The 19,366-nt window shown below is 45.1% G+C and carries 18 protein-coding genes and 3 tRNA genes; 18 read left to right on the top strand and 3 right to left on the bottom strand.

The window, feature by feature from the left end:
- Positions 1 to 158 precede the first annotated feature (158 nt).
- From C0033_RS01175 to C0033_RS01100, 16 genes are all read left to right on the top strand, one after another.
- Positions 159 to 938: a hypothetical protein gene (locus C0033_RS01175; RefSeq protein WP_103226033.1), complete on the top strand. Its 780-nt coding sequence runs from the start codon at positions 159 to 161 to the stop codon at positions 936 to 938.
- 107 nt (positions 939 to 1,045) lie between these two features.
- The gene (gene trpS, locus C0033_RS01170) at positions 1,046 to 2,128 is read left to right on the top strand and encodes a tryptophan--tRNA ligase (protein ID WP_103226032.1); all 1,083 of its coding nucleotides are present in this window, start codon (positions 1,046 to 1,048) and stop codon (positions 2,126 to 2,128) included.
- 169 nt (positions 2,129 to 2,297) lie between these two features.
- Positions 2,298 to 2,999 (top strand): UMP kinase, encoded by a 702-nt coding sequence (gene pyrH / locus C0033_RS01165; RefSeq protein ID WP_103226031.1) that lies wholly within the window; start codon positions 2,298 to 2,300, stop codon positions 2,997 to 2,999.
- Positions 3,000 to 3,012: 13 nt separating this feature from the next.
- A complete protein-coding gene (gene frr / locus C0033_RS01160) occupies positions 3,013 to 3,567 on the top strand; it encodes a ribosome recycling factor (RefSeq protein WP_103226030.1) in 555 nt (184 codons plus the stop codon).
- A gap of 95 nt (positions 3,568 to 3,662) precedes the next feature.
- Positions 3,663 to 4,385 (top strand): isoprenyl transferase, encoded by a 723-nt coding sequence (locus C0033_RS01155; protein ID WP_103226029.1) that lies wholly within the window; start codon positions 3,663 to 3,665, stop codon positions 4,383 to 4,385.
- Between the two features lie 18 nt (positions 4,386 to 4,403).
- Positions 4,404 to 5,204 (top strand): phosphatidate cytidylyltransferase, encoded by an 801-nt coding sequence (locus tag C0033_RS01150; protein WP_103226028.1) that lies wholly within the window; start codon positions 4,404 to 4,406, stop codon positions 5,202 to 5,204.
- An 11-nt stretch (positions 5,205 to 5,215) separates the two neighbouring features.
- A complete protein-coding gene (locus C0033_RS01145) occupies positions 5,216 to 6,358 on the top strand; it encodes a 1-deoxy-D-xylulose-5-phosphate reductoisomerase (RefSeq protein ID WP_103226027.1) in 1,143 nt (380 codons plus the stop codon).
- A 1-nt stretch (position 6,359) separates the two neighbouring features.
- The gene (locus C0033_RS01140; protein ID WP_347501005.1) at positions 6,360 to 7,406 is read left to right on the top strand and encodes a M50 family metallopeptidase; all 1,047 of its coding nucleotides are present in this window, start codon (positions 6,360 to 6,362) and stop codon (positions 7,404 to 7,406) included.
- Between the two features lie 12 nt (positions 7,407 to 7,418).
- Positions 7,419 to 8,471, top strand: a complete 1,053-nt coding sequence (gene ispG, locus C0033_RS01135; RefSeq protein ID WP_103226026.1) for a flavodoxin-dependent (E)-4-hydroxy-3-methylbut-2-enyl-diphosphate synthase — start codon at positions 7,419 to 7,421, stop codon at positions 8,469 to 8,471.
- Positions 8,472 to 8,487: 16 nt separating this feature from the next.
- Positions 8,488 to 12,957, top strand: a complete 4,470-nt coding sequence (locus C0033_RS01130) for a PolC-type DNA polymerase III (protein WP_103226025.1) — start codon at positions 8,488 to 8,490, stop codon at positions 12,955 to 12,957.
- A 261-nt stretch (positions 12,958 to 13,218) separates the two neighbouring features.
- On the top strand, positions 13,219 to 15,474 hold the full coding sequence (locus C0033_RS01125) for a heavy metal translocating P-type ATPase (protein ID WP_103226024.1): 2,256 nt from the start codon (positions 13,219 to 13,221) through the stop codon (positions 15,472 to 15,474).
- 12 nt (positions 15,475 to 15,486) lie between these two features.
- Complete coding sequence (locus C0033_RS01120) at positions 15,487 to 15,786, top strand: metal-sensing transcriptional repressor (RefSeq protein WP_103226023.1); 300 nt, start codon at positions 15,487 to 15,489, stop codon at positions 15,784 to 15,786.
- Positions 15,787 to 15,806: 20 nt separating this feature from the next.
- The gene (locus C0033_RS01115) at positions 15,807 to 16,004 is read left to right on the top strand and encodes a heavy-metal-associated domain-containing protein (RefSeq protein WP_103226022.1); all 198 of its coding nucleotides are present in this window, start codon (positions 15,807 to 15,809) and stop codon (positions 16,002 to 16,004) included.
- A gap of 72 nt (positions 16,005 to 16,076) precedes the next feature.
- Positions 16,077 to 16,150: transfer RNA gene (locus C0033_RS01110), tRNA-Pro, on the top strand.
- A 17-nt stretch (positions 16,151 to 16,167) separates the two neighbouring features.
- A tRNA-Glu gene (locus C0033_RS01105) sits at positions 16,168 to 16,239 on the top strand.
- 38 nt (positions 16,240 to 16,277) lie between these two features.
- Positions 16,278 to 16,350, top strand: a tRNA-Thr gene (locus C0033_RS01100).
- A gap of 125 nt (positions 16,351 to 16,475) precedes the next feature.
- Here C0033_RS01100 and C0033_RS01095 read toward each other — a convergent pair.
- Genes C0033_RS01095 through C0033_RS01085 form a run of 3 tightly spaced genes read right to left on the bottom strand, consistent with a single transcriptional unit; the run spans position 16,476 to position 18,354 of the window.
- A complete protein-coding gene (locus tag C0033_RS01095; protein WP_103226021.1) occupies positions 16,476 to 17,123 on the bottom strand; it encodes an ABC-2 transporter permease in 648 nt (215 codons plus the stop codon).
- The gene (locus tag C0033_RS01090; RefSeq protein WP_103226020.1) at positions 17,120 to 17,977 is read right to left on the bottom strand and encodes an ABC transporter ATP-binding protein; all 858 of its coding nucleotides are present in this window, start codon (positions 17,975 to 17,977) and stop codon (positions 17,120 to 17,122) included. Before C0033_RS01090 ends, C0033_RS01095 begins: the two co-directional genes overlap by 4 nt.
- A gap of 2 nt (positions 17,978 to 17,979) precedes the next feature.
- Positions 17,980 to 18,354, bottom strand: coding sequence for a GntR family transcriptional regulator (locus C0033_RS01085; RefSeq protein ID WP_103226019.1), 375 nt, complete (start codon positions 18,352 to 18,354; stop codon positions 17,980 to 17,982).
- A 252-nt stretch (positions 18,355 to 18,606) separates the two neighbouring features.
- Here C0033_RS01085 and C0033_RS01080 point away from each other — a divergent pair, with 252 nt between their 5' ends.
- Positions 18,607 to 19,020, top strand: coding sequence for a hypothetical protein (locus tag C0033_RS01080; protein ID WP_103226018.1), 414 nt, complete (start codon positions 18,607 to 18,609; stop codon positions 19,018 to 19,020).
- Positions 19,021 to 19,163: 143 nt separating this feature from the next.
- The gene (locus C0033_RS01075) at positions 19,164 to 19,364 is read left to right on the top strand and encodes a helix-turn-helix transcriptional regulator (RefSeq protein WP_103226176.1); all 201 of its coding nucleotides are present in this window, start codon (positions 19,164 to 19,166) and stop codon (positions 19,362 to 19,364) included.
- The last annotated feature ends 2 nt before the right edge of the window (positions 19,365 to 19,366 follow it).

Genomic DNA, 19,366 nt, shown 5'->3' with positions numbered 1-19,366 from the left:
TTAATTTCCTCTATCAGAGAGAGGGGGTAGTCCCTTATATCTGACAGAAAATTATGATAAATATATGGAATAAACAATTGGCTCCAGGATATTTAATTTATCCTGGAGTTTTTATATATTGTTACTCTATTTACATAGAATAAAAGGGGAAGAATGAGTTGAAAAATACAAAAATTTTTAGAAAAGCAGCAGTTTTAGCCTATGTATCAGGTTTGTTAATCTCTTTAAGCATAATGATGGCCTGTAGTCCCAAAAAGGAAGAACAGAACCTGGTACAGCAGGAAGAAACGGTGAAACAGAATCATAAGCAGAAAAAGAAACTAACTGAGTTTGAGAAAGTCCCGGAAGAGATTAGGAAAGGACAGAACTTATTCAATATTCAAATTGGGGATGAAACCTTGAATGTATGCGATATGACCATTGAGATGCTGGATAAAACCGTTACAGACTATACGGATCTTCATTGTGTATGGCCTTCAAGAATGGATAAAGAATCTGCAGCTAAGTTTATGATTGATGAAAGAACCGGTGTGGACTCAGAGAATCATTCCATTACTGCCTTTTTTTCGTCACCGTCCGGAGAGTATTATATGTCATGCAGTTTGTTTAATCCCTATGCAGATAAGAAAATAAGCGTAAAAGAGTGCTTTATTACGTCACTGGATATTACTCTGGATAAGCTGGAGGACAATATCTATGTATTGGATGGGAGATTTAATAAAAAGGCGGTTAAGGATGAGGTGATAGAGTATTTGGAGGCAGAAAAAATCCCTTACGAAGATGGGTATGATGGAAGGATTGTATGCGATGGAATCGGAGTATATACAAGCGATCCAATTGATATAGAACTCATTTTTGACAAGGAAACACAGAAGCTTGAAATGGTTTCTTATGGGTTGGGATGGCTTACTATTGTCACATTATCAGAGCAAAAATGATGAAAGTTATTGTAACTATCCTGATTCTTATGGTATACTAAAACCTATGATTGAAATAAATCAGGATTTTATTTAAGCAATAATAGATGACTGTTGGAGGACATAAGATGGGTAAAATAATTTTAACTGGTGACAGGCCTACCGGAAGGCTGCATGTAGGCCATTATGTAGGGTCTTTAAAGCGCAGGGTAGAACTTCAGAATTCAGGCCAGTATGATGAAATCTACATTATGATTGCGGATGCGCAGGCATTGACGGACAATGCGGATAATCCGGAGAAGGTTCGGCAGAACATAATCGAGGTAGCGTTGGATTATCTCGCTTGCGGACTTGATCCGGCAAAATCTACGCTGTTTGTACAATCACAGATTTCGGAATTATGTGAATTGTCCTTTTATTATATGAATTTGGTGACGGTATCCAGACTTCAGAGAAATCCTACGGTGAAATCCGAGATTCAGATGAGGAATTTTGAAGCCAGCATTCCGGTTGGATTCTTCACATATCCGATCAGCCAGGCTGCGGACATTACGGCATTTAAAGCGACTACTGTGCCGGTAGGAGAAGACCAGCTGCCTATGTTAGAGCAGACCAAGGAGATCGTCCGCAAGTTTAACTCCGTTTACGGTGAAACTTTGGTGGAGCCGGATATCCTGCTTCCGGACAATAAAGCATGTCTGCGCCTTCCTGGCATCGATGGAAAAGCCAAGATGAGCAAATCCTTAAATAACTGTATTTATCTGTCCGATTCCGAAGATGAGGTGAAACAGAAGATTATGAGCATGTTCACAGACCCGAATCATCTGAAGGTTTCTGATCCGGGACAGGTGGAAGGAAATCCGGTGTTCATTTATCTGGATGCATTCTGCCGGGACGAGCACTTTGAGCGGTATTTACCGGATTATCAGTGTTTGGATGAACTGAAGGCTCATTATACCCGCGGCGGTTTAGGAGATGTAAAGGTGAAACGTTTCCTCAATTCCGTATTGCAGGAGGAATTAGAACCGATCCGCAGCCGCAGGAAAGAGTTTGAAAAGGATATTCCTGAGATCTTCCGTATTTTGAAGGAAGGAAGCCAAAAGGCACATGAAACAGCTGCCAAGACGCTTACCGACGTGAAGAATGCGATGAAGATTAACTACTTTGAGGACATGGAACTGATTAACCAGCAGGTAGAAAAGTTTAAATAATACGGAATAAGGGACGATGAACATTCGATGCTTTGGTGCAAAAACACTGGATGAACATAAAGTCCCTTTTTCTGTGAGGGAGCGGATTTCTCTCTTTTCAATTTCATGGAAGTATGGTATGATATACAAGACAAACAGAAGAATAATAGATTGCAGGGAGATTAGTCTGATGAAGATGAATCGGGTATTATTAAAATTAAGCGGTGAAGCTCTTGCCGGTCCGAAAAAGACAGGTTTTGATGAAGATACGGTGAAAGAAGTAGCCAGACAGGTTAAGATTTCGGTGGATGCAGGCGTTCAGGTCGGCATCGTGATCGGCGGCGGTAATTTCTGGAGAGGGCGCACCAGCAATGCGATTGACCGTACCAAAGCGGATCAGATCGGTATGCTGGCAACTGTTATGAACTGCATTTACGTATCAGAGATTTTCCGCAATGCAGGTATGAAAACACAGATTCTGACCCCGTTTGAATGCGGCTCCATGACAAAGCTGTTTTCAAAGGATCGGGCGAATAAGTATTTTGAACATGGAATGGTGGTATTCTTTGCAGGCGGAACGGGACATCCTTATTTTTCAACGGATACCGGCATCACGTTAAGGGCGATCGAGATGGATGCGGACTGTATTTTGCTTGCGAAGTCCATTGACGGAGTATATGACAGCGATCCTAAGGTGAATCCGGATGCGAAGCGCTATGATACCATCAGCATTCAGGAAGTGATTGATAAGCAGCTAGCTGTGGTTGACCTCACTGCGTCAATTATGTGCATGGAGCATAAGATGCCTATGGCTGTATTTGATTTGAATGAAAAAGACAGCATTGCGAATGCGATGCAGGGTAAAATTAACGGCACAGTGGTGACCGTATAATCAGGAGGGAATTATGCAGGAAAAATTGAAGATGTATGAGGAGAAGATGGAAAAATCTTTGGAGGTACTTCAGGAGGAATACGCGTCGATCCGTGCCGGACGTGCAAACCCGCATGTGCTCGATAAGATCAAAGTAGATTATTACGGAACACTGACTCCGCTTCAGCAGGTGGGCAACATATCCGTGCCGGAAGCCAGAATGATTGTGATTCAGCCTTGGGAAAAAGGGCTTTTAAAAGGGATTGAAAAAGCAATTCTTACTTCAGATTTGGGAATTAATCCGACCAATGACGGCAACACGATCCGTCTGGTATTCCCTGAACTGACGGAAGAGCGCAGAAAAGATCTGGCAAAAGATGTGAAGAAAAAGGGCGAAGCCTGTAAAGTAGCGCTTCGTAATATCCGTAGGGATGCCAATGATGTATTCAAAAAGATGGAGAAATCCAATGAGATTTCAGAAGATGACCGGGATTTAGCGGAAGAAAAGATCCAGAAGTTGACGGATAAGATGGTGGAAAAGGTAGATAAAGCCATCGAAGCGAAGACAAAAGAGATTCTTACCGTTTAGTAAGAGGATGGCGGGGACAGGCTCTAAACCTGTCCCTGTTTTTAGATTGAATTATTTTGAAAATGTGATGAATTGTGTGAACGAGGGAGAATTGTATGGCAGCAGAATTTGAAAATATGGTGATACCGGGCCATGTGGCGATCATTTTGGACGGTAATGGCAGATGGGCGAAAAAAAGAGGTCTTCCCAGATCGTTAGGCCATAAAGAAGGCTGTGTCACAGTGGAAAAGACGGTTGAGAACGCAGCCCGCCTGGGTATCCAATATCTGACCGTATACGGATTTTCAACAGAAAACTGGAAAAGGTCGTCGGAAGAGGTGGGAGCTCTTATGCAGCTGTTCCGCTACTATATGGTACGGCTTTTAAAAGTGGCTTCTGCAAATAACGTCCGTGTTAAGATGATTGGGGACCGGAGGCGGTTTGACCAGGACATTATCGATGGCATTAACCGTTTGGAACAGGAAACAAAAGAGAATACCGGCCTCACATTTGTAATTGCCGTCAATTACGGAGGACGTGATGAGATCGTCCGCGCGGTAAAGCATGTGATGAAAGACTGCCAGGAACAGAAGATTCTGCCGGAAGATATGAATGAAGAGGTATTTAATTCTTATCTGGATACGGCTTCTATGCCGGACCCGGATCTTTTAATCCGCACCAGCGGGGAGCTGCGTCTGTCAAACTATCTGCTTTGGCAGCTGGCTTATACGGAAATCTATGTGACGGACTGTTTGTGGCCTGATTTTAATATGGATGAATTAAAAAAAGCTATTGTTCAATATAATAGTAGGGAACGGCGCTTTGGCGGAGCAAAATAACAAAAGAGGAGGGACGGCATGTTTACAACCCGGTTGATTAGCGGAATCATTCTGGTCATCATTGCGCTTTTTGTAGTGGTGAGCGGCGGCAGTATACTTTTTCTTACAACGGGAATGATTTCATTGATAGGTTTGTTTGAATTATACCGCGTGATGAAGATAGAGAAAAATCCTCTTGGCGTTATCGGATACCTGACTGTAATATCTTATTACGGACTTCTGTGGTTTGAAGGCCAGCAGTATGTGATGCTGATGGTGATTGCAGCCCTGATGCTTCTGATGTCGGTCTATGTTTTTACATTTCCGAAGTATAAAACAGAAGAGGTGACAGTTGCATTTTTCGGCATTTTCTATGCGGCCGTCATGCTTTCTTACCTCTATCAGGTGAGGGTGATTCCGGATGGAAGATATCTCGTCTGGCTTATATTCCTCAGTTCCTGGGGATGCGACACCTGTGCCTACTGCAGCGGTATGCTGCTGGGAAAACACAAGCTGGCGCCGGTGTTAAGCCCTAAAAAATCAATTGAAGGAGCCGTGGGAGGAGTGGCCGGAGCGGCGGTTTTGGGATTTATCTACGCATGCTTTTTCGGTTCCCATATGAGAGAGATGTCGAATCCACAGCTGGCCTGCTCGGCAGCCTGCGCAATTGCGGCGGTGATTTCGCAGATCGGGGATCTGGCGGCGTCCGCAATTAAGAGGAACCATAATATTAAGGATTATGGACATCTGATCCCTGGGCATGGGGGGATTCTGGACCGGTTTGACAGCATGCTGTTTACGGCTCCGGCCATCTACTTTGCCATATTATTTTTACGTTAGGAGTTAAAACCATGAAGAAGATTTCAATTTTGGGATCAACTGGTTCCATAGGAACCCAGACCTTAGAGGTGGTTAGAAACCAAAAGGATATACAGGTTACCGCTTTGGCTGCCGGGAGTAATATTGTGGTTTTGGAACAGCAGATCAGGGAGTTCCATCCGTCTATTGTCTGCGTGTGGGATGAGAAAAAAGCAAAAGAACTGGCCGCACTCATATCCGATCTGGATACGAAGGTGGTTTCCGGCATGGATGGGCTGATCGAGGCGGCTACGGAACCGTCTGCTGAGATTGTGGTGACTGCGGTTGTGGGAATGATCGGAATCCGCCCGACGATTGCCGCCATGGAAGCGGGGAAGGACATTGCCCTGGCCAACAAAGAAACATTGGTTACAGCCGGACATATTATTATGAAACTGGCTGAAGAGAAACACGTTCGGATTCTGCCTGTGGACAGTGAACACAGCGCCATTTTCCAATGTCTTAACGGAGAGAATAAAAAAGAGATCCATAAGATCCTGCTGACTGCGTCCGGCGGTCCGTTCCGGGGAAGAACAAGAGAGCAGATGGCGGATGTGCGTGTGGAAGACGCCCTGAAACATCCCAACTGGGCTATGGGACAGAAGATTACCATTGATTCCTCTACTATGGTGAATAAAGGTCTGGAGGTCATGGAAGCGAAGTGGCTGTTTGGCGTTGAGATGGATCAGGTTCAGGTGGTTGTACAGCCTCAGAGCGTAATCCATTCGATGATACAGTTTAATGACGGAGCGGTTATGGCCCAGCTTGGAACTCCGGATATGAAGCTGCCGATCCAATATGCGCTTTATTACCCGGAAAGGAGATATTTGCCGGGGGAGAGGCTGGATTTTGCGGCTCTGAAAAGCATAACATTTGAAGCACCGGATTTTCATAATTTTAAAGGGCTCAGGCTTGCATATGAAGCCGGGAAAACAGGGGGATCGATGCCGACCGTTTTTAACGCGGCCAATGAGCTTGCGGTCAAGAAATTTTTGAACCGTGAGATCCGGTATTTAGATATTACGGAAATGATTGAAGAAGCGATGAACCACCATCAGGCGGTAAAAGAACCAACTGTAGATAAGATACTTGAGGCAGAGGCAGAGACTTATGAATTTTTAGAAAGCAGGTGGTAATTTGCTGAGTACTATTGTGGCAATACTGGTATTTGGCCTGGTTGTGCTGGTCCATGAATTCGGGCATTTTTTGTTTGCCAAATTAAACGGCATTAAAGTGGTTGAATTTTCGATAGGTATGGGGCCCAGGCTTTTCAGTTTTATGAAGGGAGAAACCAGGTATTCGTTAAAGATCCTGCCGTTTGGCGGCTCTTGTATGATGCTGGGTGAAGATGAAGAGGAAAGCGATGAGAGGGCATTTAACAATAAATCCGTCTGGGGCAGAATAACGGTTATAGCAGCCGGCCCGGTTTTCAACTTTATTCTGGCATTTCTGTTCGCAATGATTATCGTGGGAGTTGCCGGTTATGACCCGCCTGAAGTGGCAAAAACCATGGAAGGGTATCCTGCGGCGGAGGCTGGGTTAGAGTCGGGAGATGTGATTAAAAAGCTGAATAATCAGAAGATTAAGACGTATCGTGATATCATGGTCTATCTGATGTTCCATCAGGGAGAAGATCTGAATGTGACCTATGAGCGCCCGTCAGCCGGAAAAACGTATCAGACGGTGATCACTCCGAAGTATTCCGAAGAGGATGAGACGTATCTGATGGGACTCCAGTTTTACGGTACTTACAGGCAAACTAATTCGATCCCGGAGATGCTTGAATACAGCGCTTATGAGATCGAATATAATATCCGTTCCACCCTCCAGGGGCTTGGCATGCTGATCCAGCGGAAGATTAAGCCGGAAGACGCTATGGCCGGACCGATAAAGATTGTTACCATGATCGGCGGTACGGTGAATGAAAACAGCCGGTACGGTGTGGAAGCTATGCTGCTTACTATTTCCAACTGGTGTTTGATTTTAAGCGCCAGCTTAGGAATCATGAATCTGCTTCCGATTCCGGCTTTGGACGGAGGACGCCTTGTCTTTTTATTCCTTGAAGCGGTGAGAGGCAAGCCGGTTGACCGGGAAAAAGAAGGTATGATTCATATGGCAGGAATGGTACTGCTCATGACATTGATGGTCTTTGTATTATATAATGATATTAAAAGTTACTTTTAAAGGAGAACGAACATGTATCGAGATCATACAAAGGAAATTCATATAGGCGACAGGGTGATCGGCGGAGGAAATCCGATTCTGATCCAGTCCATGTGCAATACGAAAACGGAAGATGTGAACCAAACGGTTGCTCAGATTCTGGAACTGGAAGCGGCCGGCTGCGACATCATCCGTGTAGCCGTGCCCACCATGGAAGCTGCCCAGGCGCTCCGTTCCATAAAAAAGAAAATCCATATCCCCCTTGTTGCGGACATTCACTTTGACTATCGCCTGGCGATCGCATCCATCGAATGCGGCGCGGATAAAATCCGCATTAATCCGGGCAATATCGGTTCCTTAGAGCGGGTTCAGGCCGTTGTGGATAAGGCGAAAGAATATAATGTTCCAATCCGCGTGGGCGTTAACAGCGGTTCGTTAGAGAAGAACCTGGTGGCCAAGTATGGCGGAGTGACGGCGGAAGGGATTGTAGAAAGCGCTCTGGATAAGGTTTCCATTATCGAAAAGATGGGATATGATAATCTGGTGATCAGCATCAAGTCTTCTGACGTGATGATGTGTGTTAAGGCGCATGAAATTATTGCGAAAAAGACGAAATACCCTCTCCATGTAGGAATTACGGAAGCAGGTACGCTGACAGCCGGAAATATAAAGTCCTCAGTGGGGCTGGGAATTATTTTAAATGAAGGAATCGGAGACACCATCCGGGTTTCCCTGACAGGGGCTCCGGTGGAAGAGATTAAGACCGCTAAAATGATATTAAAGACTTTGGGCCTTCGAAAAGGCGGCATCGAAGTGGTATCCTGTCCGACCTGCGGCAGAACGAAGATCGATCTCATCGGCCTTGCAAACCAGGTGGAACAGATGGCTGCGGAGTTTGAGGACTTGGACATCAAGGTAGCAGTTATGGGATGTGTGGTCAACGGCCCTGGCGAAGCCAAAGAGGCGGATATCGGGATAGCCGGCGGAATTGGAGAAGGACTTTTGATCCGCAAAGGAGAAGTTGTTAAGAAGCTTCCTGAGGATCAGCTTTTGAATGCCCTTAGGGAAGAATTAAAGAAGATGTAACGGGTGATGAAAAGGCATGGCAAAATCATTTTTAGAAGTATTTCCGGATCTACATATAACGGATGAGGTGCGTGAGCTTTTAAATCTGGTTCAGGTGGATAAGATATCCACCACCAGAGATAGAAGCTCTATTCGCATTTATATTGTCAGTCCGAGACTGATCCATAAACAGAATATATATGGGCTGGAGACGGGAATTAAGAACCAATTGTTCCCGGGAAAACAGCTCTCTATTAAGATTATCGAAAAATTCCATCTGTCCAGCCAGTATACCCCTCAAAAGCTTTTAAAGGTGTATAAAGACAGTATTTTGATGGAACTGAAGAATTACAGCATAATTGAATATAACATGTTCCGAAAGTCCAAAATGGAATTCCCGGAAGAGACCAAGCTTAAAATGACCGTAGAGGATACGCTTGTGGCCCGGGAAAAGGAAAGGGAACTGAAAGATATATTGGAAAAGATCTTTTTCGAACGGTGCGGCCTGCCGGTGGATGTGATCTATGAATACACGGAACCACAGAAGAATGCGCTGAGTGAGAAAAAAGAAGCCCAGATGATAAAAGAGGGCGAGGAAATGATTAAGAGAACCGCCCTGATGAAAAAGGCGGAAGACGGTGGAGACGACAAAAAGGCGGCATCCGGCGCAGAGGATGGAAAGAACGCTTCAAAGCAGAGCGGGGATGGAAAGCCTGCGCCAAAACAAAATCAGGATGAGAAAAAGGATACAAAGTTCAAAAAGACTTATCAGGATAAAAATACATACAGGCGCAGGACGGATAACCCGGATGTGCTTTACGGAAAAGATTTTGAGGACAATTTCATAACCATTGATAAGATTGACGGAGAGATGGGGGCTGTAACCCTGCGCGGCAAGATTTTAAAAGTGGAAAGCCGCCTTCTGGGAAGCGGAAAAACCATTGTCATCTACACGATCACCGATTTTACGGATACCATAACAGTCAAGATGTTCGCAAAGGACGAGGCGCTGGAAGATATTCAGGCGGCGGTCATACCCGGTAATTTCATCAAGATCAACGGAATTACCACCATTGATAAATTCGACGGCGAGCTGACACTCGGTTCGGTATGGGGAATTAAAAAATGCGAGGATTTTACCAGCAAGCGGGTGGACAATAGCTTAGAAAAGCGGGTGGAACTGCACTGCCATACCAAGATGAGCGATATGGACGGAGTTTCCGAGGTCAAGGATATTGTAAAGAGGGCTAAAAAGTGGGGAATGCCTGCCATCGCGGTTACAGACCACGGCAATGTCCAGGCCTATCCCGACGCCAATCATGCCCTGGATAAAGGGGACGAATTTAAAGTTATTTACGGGGTGGAAGGGTATCTGGTGGACGATCTGAAACAGATGGTGGAGGATTCTAAGAATCAGAGCCTGGACGATACTTATGTGGTATTTGATATCGAGACTACGGGTTTCAGCCCTAAGAAGAACAGGATTATAGAGATAGGCGCGGTCAAGGTTGTAAAAGGCGTGATCATTGACCGGTACAGCACGTTTGTCAATCCGGATGTTCCGATTCCATTTCAGATTGAACAGCTGACGGGGATCAACGATAATATGGTGATCTCATCGCCTAAGATCGATGTGGTTCTGCCGGAGTTTCTGGAATTCTGCAAGGACGCCGTGATGGTGGCCCATAATGCGGATTTCGATACCGGATTCATCAAGTACAACGCACAACGCCTGGGAATTGATTGCCGGCCCACGATCCTGGATACGGTGGCCATGGCCCGCCTTTTGCTTCCCAACCTGAACCGTTTTAAACTGGATACGGTGGCGAAGGCATTGAATATATCTCTGGCAAACCATCATCGGGCCGTGGACGATGCGGGGGCTACGGCGGAGATTTTTGTGGCCTTTGTCAAGATGCTGAAGGACCGGGGAATCGAGACATTAGACCAGCTGAACGCGCTTAACGAGATGTCGCCCAGCGTGATTAAAAAGCTTCCCACCCACCATGTGATCATATTGGCTAAAAACCATGTTGGACGGATTAATCTGTACCGGCTGATTTCCTGTTCCCACATTGATTATTACGCGCGTAATCCGCGTATTCCAAAAAGCGTGCTGAATGCCAACCGGGAAGGCCTTATTATCGGCTCGGCCTGCGAGGCGGGCGAGCTTTATAAAGCTGTGTTAAACGGCGCTCCGGATACGGAAATTGCAAGGCTTGTGAATTTCTATGATTATCTGGAGATTCAGCCATTGGGCAACAACGCATTTATGCTCAGGGATGAAAAGAGTTCCGTGAAGACGGAAGAGGACCTGATTGAAATCAATAAAAAGATCGTTACATTGGGAGAGCAGTTCGGAAAGCCGGTCTGCGCTACCTGCGACGTCCATTTCTTAGACCCTGAGGATGAGGTTTACCGGAGAATCCTGATGGCAGGTAAGGGCTTTTCCGACTGCGACGACCAGGCGCCTCTTTTCCTCAGAACCACGGAAGAGATGTTAAAGGAGTTCCAGTATCTCGGCCCCAACAAAGCGGAAGAGGTGGTGATTACCAATACCAGGAAAATTGCCAATATGTGTGAAAAGATATCCCCTGTCCGCCCGGATAAGTGTCCGCCGGTCATCGAGGATTCGGATGCCACGCTGCGAAAGATCTGTTATGATACGGCTCACAATATGTATGGGGAAGAACTGCCTCAGATCGTTGTGGAGCGCCTTGAAAGAGAGCTGAACTCCATCATTTCCAATGGATTTGCGGTTATGTATATTATCGCGCAGAAATTGGTTTGGAAGTCTAACGAGGACGGCTATCTGGTTGGTTCCCGTGGATCGGTAGGATCTTCTTTTGCAGCCACCATGTCGGGAATTACGGAGGTAAATCCGTTAAGTCCTCATTACTACTGTGAAAAATGCCATTATTATGATTTCTATTCTGATGAAGTTAAGAAATTTAGCGGTATGGCCGGCTGCGATATGCCGGATAAGGTGTGCCCGGTCTGCGGCACTCCGTTAAAAAAAGACGGATTTGATATCCCGTTCGAGACATTCCTTGGGTTTAAGGGAGATAAGGAGCCGGATATCGACCTTAACTTCTCCGGAGAATATCAGAGTAAGGCCCATGATTATACGGAGGTTATCTTCGGAAAGGGCCAGACGTTCCGTGCCGGAACCATCGGTACTCTGGCTGATAAAACGGCGTTCGGCTATGTGAAGAATTATTTCGAGGAGCGGGGCGTCAGAAAGAGAAACTGTGAGATCGACCGAATCGTGCAGGGGTGTGTGGGAGTCCGCAGAACGACCGGACAGCACCCCGGCGGTATTATCGTACTTCCTTTGGGGGAAGAGATCTATTCCTTTACTCCGGTGCAGAGGCCGGCTAACGATATGACCACCAAAACGATCACCACCCATTTTGATTACCATTCCATTGACCACAACCTGTTGAAGCTGGACATTCTCGGGCACGATGATCCGACCATGATCCGTATGCTGCAGGATTTGATCGGATTCGATCCGGTTAAGGACGTTCCGCTGGACAGCCGGGAGGTTATGTCGCTGTTTCAGGACACTTCTGCGCTGGGGATTACACCGGACGATATCGGAGGATGTAAGCTGGGCGCTTTGGGAGTTCCTGAGTTCGGTACTGATTTCGCTATGCAGATGTTAATCGATACCCAGCCCAAATATTTTTCCGATTTGGTCCGCATCGCCGGACTGGCACATGGTACGGACGTTTGGCTGGGCAATGCCCAGACCTTGATTCAGGAGGGAAAAGCCACCATTCAGACTGCGATCTGTACCCGTGATGATATCATGATCTATCTGATCCAGATGGGGCTGGAAGAGGGACTTTCTTTCACGATCATGGAGAGCGTCCGAAAGGGAAAGGGCTTAAAACCGGAATGGGAAGAAGAGATGACCAGCCATGGGGTTCCGGACTGGTATATCTGGTCCTGTAAAAAGATTAAGTACATGTTCCCGAAAGCGCATGCGGCGGCCTATGTAATGATGGCGTGGCGTATCGCATATTGTAAAGTGTTCTATCCGCTGGCCTATTATGCCGCATTTTTCAGCATCCGTGCAAATGGATTCAGCTATGAACTGATGTGCCAGGGGCGTGATAAACTGGAATATTATCTGGCGGATTATAAAAAGAGAATGGATACGCTGTCCAAGAAAGAACAGGATACGCTGAGAGATATGCGTATCGTTCAGGAAATGTACGCCAGAGGTTTTGAGTTCACACCCATTGATTTATATCAGGCGAAGGCGAATCATTTTCAGATTATTGATAAGAAACTGATGCCGTCTCTCAGCAGTATTGACGGATTGGGCGACAAGGCGGCTGAAGCGGTTGTGGATGCGGCCAAGGACGGCAAATTCCTGTCCAGAGAGGATTTCAGAAACAGGACGAAGGTCAGTAAGACGGTCTGCGATCTGATGGGAGATTTAGGACTTTTGGGAGAGTTGCCGGAGTCCAATCAGCTGTCGCTGTTTGATTTGTAAGGGATTTTTTATAGCAGGAAAGCCGGGAAGAGGGATCGGAAGTGGCTTTGGATACTCTCTCTTTCCGGCTGTTTTATTGTTCAATTTTTGTAAATAAAAGATTGAATCCGCCTTATTATGAAAATATTGTCAAAAATCAGGTATGATAATATTTATTCGATTTCCAGCTAAACTATATAGATAAGGAAGCTGGTAATTAAATACGATCATATTTCCCGGCATATGCCTGGATGAGATGTTTTTTTATAAAAGGAGGGCTGTATGACAACAGAACAATATCATGTAACCGGCATGTCGTGTGCGGCCTGCAGCAGCGCGGTGGAGCGTGTGACCCGCAAGATGGAAGGCGTGAAGGTAAGCGATGTCAACTTGACGACGAATAGGATGTCAATCACTTACGATGAGGAGAAAGTAACTTCCGAAATGATTATGGAGAAGGTGAAAAAGGCCGGATTTGCGGCTTATCTGATTCCGGAAAATGACGGCGGTAAGCCGGAGGAAGAAGAGTTCGCTCATCAGGAGGAATTGCTTAAAGAGTCTAAACGCCGTCTCATCATCGCTGTTTGCTTTGCGGTGCCGCTGCTTTATATTTCTATGGGTCATATGGTACCATTTCCCCTGCCGGTGCCCGCTTTCATCGATATGGGCCTGAATCCCCGCAATTTTTCCTATGCCCAGCTGATCCTCACCATACCGGTGCTGGTCTGCGGAAAGAAATTTTATGTGGTGGGATTAAAATCCCTTTTTAAAGGGAATCCCAACATGGATTCCCTGGTGGCAATCGGCACGGGGAGCGCATTTTTCTATAGCTTAATTATGACACTTACGGTACATCGCAGCCCGATGAATGCGCATCATCTGTATTATGAATCGGCCGCGGTTGTGGTCACCCTGGTCATGCTTGGAAAATATATGGAGAGCCGCAGCAAGGGAAAAACCTCTGAGGCCATACGAAAGCTGATGGCCCTTGTGCCGGACACGGCTGTTCTGCTGGAAAATGGGCAGGAGCGCGAAGTGCCCACAGAAGAGGTAAAACCGGGACAGCATATTCTGATAAAACCGGGCAGCAGAATCCCTTTGGACGGAGTTGTGGTAAAGGGAAGCAGCAGCGTTGACGAATCCATGCTGACCGGAGAAAGCATTCCCGTGGAAAAAGAAAACGGGGATGTTTTGATCGGCGGAAGCATGAATTATAACGGGGCGATGGAGTCAAAAGTTACCAGAACGGGCAAGGATACCACGTTGTCAAAAATTATTAAGCTGATTGAAGATGCCCAGGGCAAAAAGGCCCCGATCTCTAAGCTGGCAGATAAGGTGGCGGGGATTTTTGTCCCTGCGGTCATGGGCATCGCCGTGGCGGCAGCTTTGCTATGGTGGCTTTTGGGAGGAAAGGAGTTATCCTTTGTGCTGACGATTTTTGTGGCCGTATTGGTGATTGCCTGCCCATGTGCCTTGGGGCTTGCGACGCCCACCGCAATTATGGTTGGAACCGGAGTGGGGGCAAATCACGGGATTTTGATTAAGAGCGGCGAAGCGCTGGAAATCTGCCACAAAGTCGATGCGGTTGTACTGGACAAGACGGGAACCATTACAGAAGGAAAGCCCAAAGTGACCGATATAGCTGTTTTTGATCCTGACATTTCAAAAGAAGAACTGCTTTTGACGGCGGGAAGCTGTGAGCGGATGTCAGAACATCCGTTGGCGGCTGCGATTGTAGAAGTTGCTGTGGAAAATCACTTGAATCTGGAGCAGCCGGATTCCTTTCAGAGCATAACCGGAAGCGGTATTGAAGCCCATTTTCATAAGAGAACCGTGTGGATCGGAAACCGTAAGCTTTTAGATGATAAAAATGTTGGATTAGATGAAGAAATTCTGGTACAATCGAATCATTATGCAGAACAGGGTAAGACACCGATGTATGTGGTGGAAGATGGAAGTCTGACCGGGATGATCTGCGTGGCTGATACGATTAAGGAGAACAGCGTTCAGGCCATCGACCGGATAAAATCATTGGGAGTGCAGGTTTTTATGCTGACCGGCGATAACCGGAAGACTGCGGAATATATAGGAAAACAGGCACACATTGACCATGTGATAGCCGAGGTCCTTCCCGAGGACAAGGCAGCGGCGGTGAGCGGGCTGCAGGCAGAAGGAAAGACTGTCATGATGGTCGGGGACGGGATCAATGATGCCCCGGCTCTTGTACAGGCTGATGTTGGCACTGCAATCGGTTCGGGCAGCGATATTGCACTCGAATCAGGAGATGTGGTGCTGATGAAATCGGATTTGATGGACGTTTACCATGCCGTCAGGCTGAGCAAGGCCACAATCCGCAATATCAGACAGAATCTTTTCTGGGCCTTTTTCTATAACAGCCTGGGAATTCCTGTGGCAGCCGGCGCGCTTTATCTGTTTGGCGGCCCGCTGTTAAATCCGATGATCGCAGGTTTCGCCATGTCGCTTAGTTCTGTCTGCGTAGTGGGCAATGCTTTACGGCTTAAAACATTAAAATTATAGGAGATGACTTAAATGACGGAAGAGAAAGAATGCTGCAAACATAAGCATAGGGAATATTCGGAAGAAAAAAATCTGCTTACACGCTTAAACCGGATCGAAGGGCAGATTCGTGGAATTAAAAATATGATCGAAGAAGAGCGTTACTGCGTGGATATCCTCATTCAGGTATCGGCGGTTCAGGCTGCGCTCAACAGCTTTAATAAGATTTTGCTATCCAGCCACATCAAGTCCTGCGTGGTGGAGGAACTCAGGGCGGGGAATGAAGAAGTGGTAGACGAACTTTGTAAAACTATTCAAAAATTGATGAAATAATGATTCCAAGGAGGAAGACCATGAAAAAATTTAAATGTGAAGAAATGATGTGCGGGCACTGCGTATCCAGAATTGAAAAGGCATTGACGGAAGCTGAGATTAAACATTTTATTGATCTTGACAGCAAGACGGTGATCATAGAAGGTGACGAACAATGTGTGGTTCGGGCATCTGAAATCCTGGATGATCTGGGATATTCTCTGGTGGAAATGGGTTAAAATTATTTTCTAGAAAAATTTTCAAAAATTCATTGACAATTACAACAATTCATATTATACTATCAAAGGTATCGAGGCGTGGCTCAGTTTGGTAGAGCGCTGCGTTCGGGACGCAGAGGTCGCAAGTTCGAATCTTGTCGCCTCGATTCGATACCTTTTAAAGGGCCTATTGGTCAAGCGGTCAAGACGCCGCCCTCTCACGGCGGAAACCCGGGTTCGATTCCCGGATAGGTCATTTGGTGCTTTGGATAACTGTCCAAAGCATTTTTAGTCGCTTCCGTAGCGCAGCTGGTAGCGCGCCGCATTCGTAATGCGTAGGTCGCCGGTTCGAATCCGGCCGGGAGCTGAAGAAAAAACCTCGATTATATCGAGGTTTTTTTGTGTTTTGCTATCTGAATTTGGCTTAGAATATGCTGGCTTTTTCATTTAACTAATAATTAACTGGTGGTGAGAAACGTTTAGTCCTTATTATTAATATTCTTTCTTTTGTACCGTTTTTACCGATAAACAGTACGTAACCAGAATTACCACAATAGTTGTGAGTGCGGCACCAGCAGCCAGGGCTGGCCACATTTGTTCCCAATTTATGTTTTTTATGCTGATGCCCAGTTGGTTCATATTTTTTCCTAAGATAAAAATGAGTGCGGTGGGAACAAGGAAAACGGCCATCATGGCGATCCGGGCTTTCTCAATTCCTACTTTAAAGGCAAGATACAGAATGATACTAAAGCCGGTCGTGATAACTAAAGTTATGATTCCCGTATAAGCCAGCAGTTCTGATAGGGCCAGACTGTCTTGAATTAGCATTATCGGTATTCCGATCAGCAGGCTGAAGCCTGTGTTGCCTAACAGAGACAAGAGCATCAGCAGATATTTTGATGTTACAAGATCCTTTCGTGAAATGGGAGAGGATATTGCGAACGCATCCCATCTGGACATTTCGTCATAACTCATAGTGGAAATGAACATCATGGCCCCGAGCAAGGTTGCAATGCTGATAAAAAACGAAATATCCCATACACCCATCAGACTGAAAACCAGATAGAATCCATAAATAAAAATCAGTTGTTTAAAATAAGACTTTAAATTCAGTAAATCTTTAATAATCAATGCCCTCATATCATCCCTCCTTTTACCTTAAACAGAATAATTTCCTCAAGGGTAGTGTTATCCACGATCAGGTCTTTATTTTTCCAAATAAATTCATTTTTATTATCTATCATCACCTCATAAGAAAATCGGCTGCTTCTCACAGCTGTCACATGGGTTTTGTCCATTGCTTTGTAATCCTGTTCCGTACATTTGACCACGCCATAGTTTTCTAAAAGTTCATCCTTATTTTTTGAAAATACTATATTACCATTGTGGATAAAGGTGATGTAATCCGCAACCTTTTCCAAATCGCTGATTATATGGGAAGAAACCAATACGGAATGAGTTTCATCCTGTATGAATTCCAGCAGTATATCTAGGATTTCATCCCTGACGATGGGATCTAATCCGCTTGTTGCCTCATCCAGGATCAGAAGGCTGGCCTTATGGGATAAGGCCAGTGCCAGAGACAGCTTCTGTTTCATCCCTTTGGAAAATTCTTTCAGCTTTTTATTATCCGGCAGATGAAAGCGGTTTCTATATTCCTGAAACTGTTTTTCATCCCACTGCCTGTAGAGCTCCTTCATAATACGGTTGACGTCCTTTATCTTCAGTCCATCGTAAAAACCGTAATTATCTAAGACTACGCCGATCTGTTCTTTCACTTCTTTATCAGGGATGCCTTTATGACCCAGAACATTTATCTCACCTGAACTTGGATAAACTAATCCCAGAACTGTTTTAATTATGGTGGATTTTCCGGCTCCATTCTCCCCTACAAGTCCCATAATGCTGCCTTTCGGAAGACAGAAGGACACATTCTCCAACGAAAAATTTTCATAGTATTTGCATAAGTTTTTGATCTCGATTGCATTGTCCATATTCAATCCTCCTGATAAATGATAGTCAGCATATCAATCAATTCTCCCAATGTGATGCCGCCGGCTCTGGCGTCAGTCACAGCCTTTTGTATGGATTCTTCTACGGCCTTTAACTGATTCTCTCTGACAAATTCCATGTTTTTCTCAGCTACAAAGCTTCCTTTTCCCACTACGGTGCAGATAAAACCTTCTCGTTCCAAATCCTCATAAGCTCTTTTGGTAGTAATTACGCTAATTCGGAGTTCCTTTGCCAGCATTCGCATGGAAGGCAGCGGATCACCTGCCGACAGATGGCCTGAGATGATTTCATTCTTTATCTGTGAGGTGATTTGTTCGTAGATCGGTTTTCCATTGGAATTGCTGATTATAATATTCAAAAAATGTCACCTCATTTCAATGTTATGATTGTATATATCTTATATATACACTTATAACATTGCTGCATATATTTGTCAAGTACATTATCTGCGGCGAGCTTCCTTTATCTGTCACTCATACCCGGAAGTGTGCATTTTGTCAAAAGTTGCCAAACCGTGCCTGATTATTTGTTAAAATCAGTCTATAAAATTATTGATGGTGCTGATTAACGGTTTGTGAATTCATTCAGCTTAATAAAGGGGGATATTTTTATGTATAAAGAAATTATTATTATGTTGTTTTTGATATTGGTTGGAGGCGCGATGATTATTTTGGCAAAATATTCATATATGCAATACCGATGTATGACCATACATTTCCCAGACCGGTTTCAAGAGATCCGGTTTTCTGATGATATTCACGCCAAAAGAGTGGAACGTATGAGCTTTAATCGATGTGCTGCGGTCTATGAGAGATGCTATGTATATAATAAAAACTGTTATCATCTGAATGTTTCTGACAAAGAGTTTAATGAAAGATTTTATGTCTGTGAGGATTACCCATCCAGAGCTTATGCGGAATCTGAGCTTATAAAAGCGGGAAAACAGCTGGTAATAGCGGGAGCCGAGACATTGATCGGTATCGGCCTCTTAGCAGGTGCGGTTCTGATTCGCTGCGGCTTATAAAGAAATCTATTGACAGAGACCTGATTTTTGCCGTTAGATAAATAAAAATGTAAAATAAGCTTTACAATTAATGTAAAGCGTGCTATACTAAAAATGTAAAGGAAACATTACTTTTTAAAATAGAACAGGAAAGAGTGGTGTATGTGAAGACGAGAATACAGGAATTCAGAAAACAAAACAAGGTGACTCAGGAGGAACTTGCATCCGCTTTAGGCGTGACGAGGCAGACCATTATATCGCTGGAGAATGGAAAATATAATGCCTCCCTCCAATTGGCTTTTAAAATAGCCAGATTTTTTGAAAAAAGCATTGAAGAGATATTTTTATATGAAGAGGAGGAATGAAT

Source organism: Clostridium sp. chh4-2, from assembly GCF_002899675.1.
In the GTDB taxonomy this organism is placed as follows: Bacteria; Bacillota; Clostridia; order Lachnospirales; family Lachnospiraceae; genus CHH4-2.
This window is presented reverse-complemented; position numbering and strand designations above follow the sequence as displayed.

Bases quoted from the DNA above. Each gene is read 5' to 3' on its own strand.
- ispG (WP_103226026.1), top strand. From the start codon at position 7,419: ATGTATCGAGATCATACAAAGGAAATTCATATAGGCGACAGGGTGATC.
- C0033_RS01130 (WP_103226025.1), top strand. From the start codon at position 8,488: ATGGCAAAATCATTTTTAGAAGTATTTCCGGATCTACATATAACGGAT.
- pyrH (WP_103226031.1), top strand. From the start codon at position 2,298: ATGAAGATGAATCGGGTATTATTAAAATTAAGCGGTGAAGCTCTTGCC.
- frr (WP_103226030.1), top strand. From the start codon at position 3,013: ATGCAGGAAAAATTGAAGATGTATGAGGAGAAGATGGAAAAATCTTTG.
- trpS (WP_103226032.1), top strand. From the start codon at position 1,046: ATGGGTAAAATAATTTTAACTGGTGACAGGCCTACCGGAAGGCTGCAT.
- C0033_RS01115 (WP_103226022.1), top strand. From the start codon at position 15,807: ATGAAAAAATTTAAATGTGAAGAAATGATGTGCGGGCACTGCGTATCC.
- C0033_RS01155 (WP_103226029.1), top strand. From the start codon at position 3,663: ATGGCAGCAGAATTTGAAAATATGGTGATACCGGGCCATGTGGCGATC.
- C0033_RS01145 (WP_103226027.1), top strand. From the start codon at position 5,216: ATGAAGAAGATTTCAATTTTGGGATCAACTGGTTCCATAGGAACCCAG.
- C0033_RS01125 (WP_103226024.1), top strand. From the start codon at position 13,219: ATGACAACAGAACAATATCATGTAACCGGCATGTCGTGTGCGGCCTGC.
- C0033_RS01120 (WP_103226023.1), top strand. From the start codon at position 15,487: ATGACGGAAGAGAAAGAATGCTGCAAACATAAGCATAGGGAATATTCG.
- C0033_RS01095 (WP_103226021.1), bottom strand. From the start codon at position 17,123: ATGAGGGCATTGATTATTAAAGATTTACTGAATTTAAAGTCTTATTTT.
- C0033_RS01090 (WP_103226020.1), bottom strand. From the start codon at position 17,977: ATGGACAATGCAATCGAGATCAAAAACTTATGCAAATACTATGAAAAT.
- C0033_RS01150 (WP_103226028.1), top strand. From the start codon at position 4,404: ATGTTTACAACCCGGTTGATTAGCGGAATCATTCTGGTCATCATTGCG.
- C0033_RS01080 (WP_103226018.1), top strand. From the start codon at position 18,607: ATGTATAAAGAAATTATTATTATGTTGTTTTTGATATTGGTTGGAGGC.